At 41.8% G+C, this 4,737-nt stretch carries 6 protein-coding genes and 1 pseudogene; all 7 read right to left on the bottom strand.

The genetic code is table 11. The features are described 5' to 3' along the window. The coding region (locus VLN09_RS10555) for an FAD:protein FMN transferase (RefSeq protein ID WP_325246311.1) at window positions 1-469 on the bottom strand (469 nt) is incomplete at its 3' end. 55 nt (window positions 470-524) lie between these two features. Further along, window positions 525-851, bottom strand: a complete 327-nt coding sequence (locus tag VLN09_RS10560; RefSeq protein ID WP_325246313.1) for a hypothetical protein — start codon at window positions 849-851, stop codon at window positions 525-527. Continuing rightward, complete coding sequence (locus VLN09_RS10565) at window positions 844-1,344, bottom strand: PepSY domain-containing protein (protein WP_325246315.1); 501 nt, start codon at window positions 1,342-1,344, stop codon at window positions 844-846. Before VLN09_RS10565 ends, VLN09_RS10560 begins: the two co-directional genes overlap by 8 nt. A 94-nt stretch (window positions 1,345-1,438) precedes the next feature. Then, window positions 1,439-2,914 (bottom strand): ATP-binding protein, encoded by a 1,476-nt coding sequence (locus tag VLN09_RS10570; protein WP_325246317.1) that lies wholly within the window; start codon window positions 2,912-2,914, stop codon window positions 1,439-1,441. 54 nt (window positions 2,915-2,968) lie between these two features. Next, window positions 2,969-3,643: a response regulator gene (locus VLN09_RS10575; protein WP_325246319.1), complete on the bottom strand. Its 675-nt coding sequence runs from the start codon at window positions 3,641-3,643 to the stop codon at window positions 2,969-2,971. Window positions 3,644-3,662: 19 nt separating this feature from the next. Then, window positions 3,663-4,289 (bottom strand): cytochrome b/b6 domain-containing protein, encoded by a 627-nt coding sequence (locus VLN09_RS10580; protein WP_325246321.1) that lies wholly within the window; start codon window positions 4,287-4,289, stop codon window positions 3,663-3,665. A gap of 309 nt (window positions 4,290-4,598) precedes the next feature. Then, window positions 4,599-4,737: pseudogene (locus VLN09_RS10585) on the bottom strand (PAP2 family lipid A phosphatase); the annotation flags it as partial.

Below are 4,737 nucleotides of genomic sequence, written 5' to 3' on the forward strand. Positions count from 1 at the left end.
TATCCTGTAAATTTGTATTGGTATTTAAGTTAACGTTTGAGTTTGAACTAATAACAGGCAAGGGTGGCATAGATATTTTGGGCAAAGTCTCAAACGAATGCCTATAGCCAGCTGTCCAAAGATCTTTAAGTAAGGTCGGGGTTACCAAGCCTTGAGTCTTTGAGACAAAGTGAATGGCATGCTGTAAAACCTCGCATAACTCTGGGCTCACTTTAATCCATTGGTTGGTATGGTTATTAAGTCTCATCAGCTCACTGGTGTCATCAAAACGACTGAATACTTGTTCCCAGTGCGCTATGCGCTGCTGAATATCGCTCGCCAGAATAGCAACTTGTTGGTCTATCGCTATCTGTGAATACTGAGTGCTCAGCCTTGTCATATTTAAGCTGACTTGAATGTGGCAACCCATCGCGAATAGTTGAATAGTTTCCAGTTCCGCCTTATGTTTATTGGTCGTATTTGTTTTCATTCGTTGTCTCCTTTACCAAAAAACCTAAGTTCAATAACCGTACATGTTTTCTCATTTATTGAGAAGAACGTGTACGGGCGACAACCTTTATTGCTTCAACAGGCGCTATTTCATTGACCTGTCGCAACTGGCTGATATCAACAATGGGCGTTGGTTCAATAGCTATCTCACTATTCCCAGAAATAGCAGTACTTAAGACAGCAGTATTAACAGGCTGACTGTCTGTCTCTTGGTTGAGTAGCACTAGCCATCCCGCCATAGTGCCTGCAATCGAGACAATCATAATGCTACTTTTAAGAGAGGCAAAAGGATCCACTTTTTTAGCAGTTTTACTAGCGGCTGTATTAAGGGCTTTAGACTGATGTGATTTGGTATTAGTCATCGTACTCATCCTCATCATGTTGCTGATAGCTCGTAGCGATTAAACGCTCACTCTCTTTATAACGTTTGCTGTCTTGTTTTTTGCTGCGGTGTTTATCCTCATCATGATCCTCATCATGATCGTCATCATTCTCAACATAAACGTTGTTGGTAGCGACTGGATTTAGGATTGCACCAAAATTAGCATCAACATAAATAGTGCCACTATCTAATAGCACCTCATAAGCAGCTGTTCCGTTATAGTTAATAAGTTCTGGGGTCGCTTGCAATATCGCATTAGGCGCGTCTTGTTTGGCAAGCGCAGTTGCTTGCGCAGCGCTGAGGGCAGCAAGGGATGATGGCTGGGCAGGTTGAAGTTGCGTGATGGGGTTTGACACTGATAGAACGTTATCAGCGTTAGGCGACTGGGTGGATAAAGCGATGACACCACCAAAGAATACCAATGCGGTCGCACCGACAGTCAATAATAATGGTTTTAATAGAGGTAGGCTCATAGGATGTACTCCATATATATTATTAGGGAATACAACTAGCATACGGGGTGAATATTAACTCAAGCTTAAGACAGTACCGTTTAATTTTTTATAGTTATTTTTTATTGCTTACCGTTACGATAAAGCCTTTCTCTGGTTGGGAGCGGTTGGTAAAATCTAAGGTGAGACCGTGAAGCTCTGCTATTCGATTAGCGATTGATAGCCCAAGACCGCTACCTAATTGGTTTTGACCTGCTGGACGATAGAAGCGCTCACTTAACCGAACTAGTTGTTCTGGCTCTACACCCAAGCCATTATCCACCACTCTAATCGCATTGCTATCTAACTGAAGCTCAATCAAAGAGCCGTCAGGACAGTAGCGAATCGCATTGTCTAACAGGTTACGGATTAACAGTTTAAATAAGATTGGATTGATAAGAATGGGTAAAATATCGGCAGGGTTATCACACTGTATAGTGCGTTTTAATTGAATGTGCTTTTCACGAGCGAGACGGTTAACATCACTCAGCACAATATCCGTAAGCAGCAGCCAGTCCGGACTTTCTAATTGCTCAGGGGGCAATTGTTGTTGCGGCTCTATTTTAGCTAAAATCAGTAGCTGATCGACTAAATGAGTCGCACGTTCAATACCATCGCTAATTTTCTGGGCATGATAGAACAGCTGATTATCGTCTTCTGTACCGGACAATTGCAATATCTGCTGCTGCAATAAATCAGCTTGTAGTTTTAATGCCGCCAGCGGGCTTCTGAGCTCATGCGATGCATCGGCTGTAAAACGTTGCTCACGTGCTAGTGTATCCGCGACTTTCACAAATAAAATATTCAATGCTTTCACCAAAGGCTGAATTTCTTTCGGTACGTCGGCAGTGATAGGCCTATCGTCTTGTGGTTGACGCTGCTCAAGCTCCTCGCTTATCTGAGTTAACGGCATAAACCCGCGTCGAATCAACCAAATTACCAAACCCATAAACGCAAATAGCCCAATTAACATTGGCAGTATTTGTACCGACATGGCATTAATAATCATCTCTTGGCGAGATTTAAGGTTTTGACCGACGGCAATCACCCGACCTTCATGCTTATCGTCATTGTCATCATGAACATAAAATAAACGCCAGCGCTTACTAAAAGGGTTAAGGCGCTGATAGGCAGAGTCCTGCTCTTCTAAAAACCCACGTTGATCTGGCAAAAAAGCAAATGACTGACCATTTTCATCAGCCATCAATAGGCGTCCTTTTCTATCCCAAATGGCAAAGCCCATATGGTCATCTTCAGCCTCACCAAGATCACCTGATAGCTGCTTACTTTTTAGATTATAGATTTTAGCAGTATATTTACTTTTATTTCCACTTTCGTCTTGCTCATGATTGTCTTTATCGTCATCAGCTTCATAGCTATTTTCTTTAGGAGTGATACCTATTAAGTAACGGGCGACTTGAGTAATTTGCGTATCATTTATCTCATTGATTTCATGCCAAAGCCGCCATGCAATAAAGCTAGAGGTGAGTACCCAAAGCAGGGGTAGACCAATCAATAGAGATATTAATAGCCGTTGCTGGATGCTTTTCATAGGCTCACACATTAAGAAGTAGAGTGGATAAGCTAAACGTGGATATGTGAATGGTTAGTGATTATTATAAGCTGGATTGAGATAATAGCCGATACCGCGTTTGGTTAAGATAAAATCATTGCCCAGTTTTTTACGCAAATGATGGATATGTACTTCAATGGCGTTACTTTCGATATCTTGTTGCCAGCCATATAGCTTGTCTTCTAAACTCGCTCGGCTATGAACTTGCTTAGGATGGGTCAGCATTTGCTCTAATATGGCCACTTCCTTAATGGTTAATTCAACGATTTGACCTTGATAAGAGACTTGCTGATGGTGAGGTTGATAGGCGACCTCACCATAACGGATTTCAGGCTGACTACGTCCTTGACTGCGTCGTATCAATGCTTGCAGACGGGCGATGACCTCATCTAAGGCAAACGGCTTAACCAAATAATCATCAGCGCCAGCATTGAGTCCAGCCACACGATTGGCAATCGCATCGCGAGCCGTGATAATCAATACTGGCGTATCTATCTGTTTTGCTCGCCAGTTTTGTAACACAGTCATACCATCACCTTTTGGCAAGGTCAAATCAAGCAGTACCGCATCAAACATACCCTCTTGCAGCGCCATTTCACCTTGTTTGGCATCACTAAACCAATCGACCATCATGCCGTGACTTTTTAAGCCGAGAATTATGCCTTCAGCAATGGTGCTATCGTCTTCTATTAATAATATGCGTGCCATGTTTATTACACCGCTCTATTTAATCCATAGTAGAAGGCTTGTCTGTCACCCTTTTCTTACCAGTTATCATTGATTTAATAAGGTTCTGTCGTTGCCAATAGCTCATGGCAATCGCAGCGACGATATGTAGAGGAACGAGTAGATATAGACTGTTGGCTAATAATTCATGTACTTCTTCAAGAAAATCTTTATTACCAAGCAGCTCTATATTGCTAAAAATGGTGGATTCCATCAGATAACCAGTTATACCTAATCCTATAATCACTGCCCATAACGATAGCATCATAATAGCTGCTAATGGGTTATGACCGAGGTGCTGCTCATCAACGCGTTGAACACTTAAAGCTGATATGTGATTTTTAATGCGTGTCGATGTTGGGAAGAAGTTCGTAAAGCGCGCATAACGTGTTCCTACCAAACCCCAAAGTAAGCGTATTACCACTAACCCCACAACAGTATAGCCTACATAGGTGTGCAGGTCGCTGCCGTCTTCGGTAAAGAGTAGATTGGCCATAATACCAGCTGCCACTGTCCAGTGGGTAAATCTCACTACAATATCCCAAACTTTGACTTGCCTAGTTTTAGAGGTGCTAGGTGAGTGTAGAATAGAGTCATCGACCACATCAATCATGTCTTGTTGGCGCATGGTTGTTACTCCCTTAATAAATCGGTTGCTTGTTTGTTGACGATATCCTGCTACTAGAAACGAAAGCTAAGCGAGGTATCATAAGCAGATTAGATGTAGCATCGTCTGTCTTATGGTTATTACAACAAACAAATCTTAAGGTGAGCTTAGGTTAGGAAGCTAAAAAATTAAACAGTCAAGCAGCGAGTGATGTGTCATGACATTTATAGAGAATAATATGTCATTCGGTTAGAAAGGCGGTTGGTGTAAATAGAGTGGTTTGATGTATAGCTATCGCCATCATTTTATAATATGGTTAAATTGAGAAATTCATTCTTCGTTTATATTCGTTCTAACAAAGAAAACCATTGCCAATCCACAAGTTATCGTCCATGCCAGTAGCATCGATACTAAGGTATGACTAAAAAAATGGTCGCCAAAGGACATTTTATATAGTCCCATCGTCCAT

Origin of the sequence: Psychrobacter sp., assembly GCF_035469765.1 — a bacterium.
Taxonomy (GTDB): Bacteria; Pseudomonadota; Gammaproteobacteria; order Pseudomonadales; family Moraxellaceae; genus Psychrobacter.

Coding starts and splice junctions, on each gene's coding strand:
- VLN09_RS10565 (WP_325246315.1), bottom strand. CDS start 1,344: ATGAGCCTACCTCTATTAAAACCATTATTATTGACTGTCGGTGCGACC.
- VLN09_RS10575 (WP_325246319.1), bottom strand. CDS start 3,643: ATGGCACGCATATTATTAATAGAAGACGATAGCACCATTGCTGAAGGC.
- VLN09_RS10580 (WP_325246321.1), bottom strand. CDS start 4,289: ATGCGCCAACAAGACATGATTGATGTGGTCGATGACTCTATTCTACAC.
- VLN09_RS10560 (WP_325246313.1), bottom strand. CDS start 851: ATGACTAATACCAAATCACATCAGTCTAAAGCCCTTAATACAGCCGCT.
- VLN09_RS10570 (WP_325246317.1), bottom strand. CDS start 2,914: ATGAAAAGCATCCAGCAACGGCTATTAATATCTCTATTGATTGGTCTA.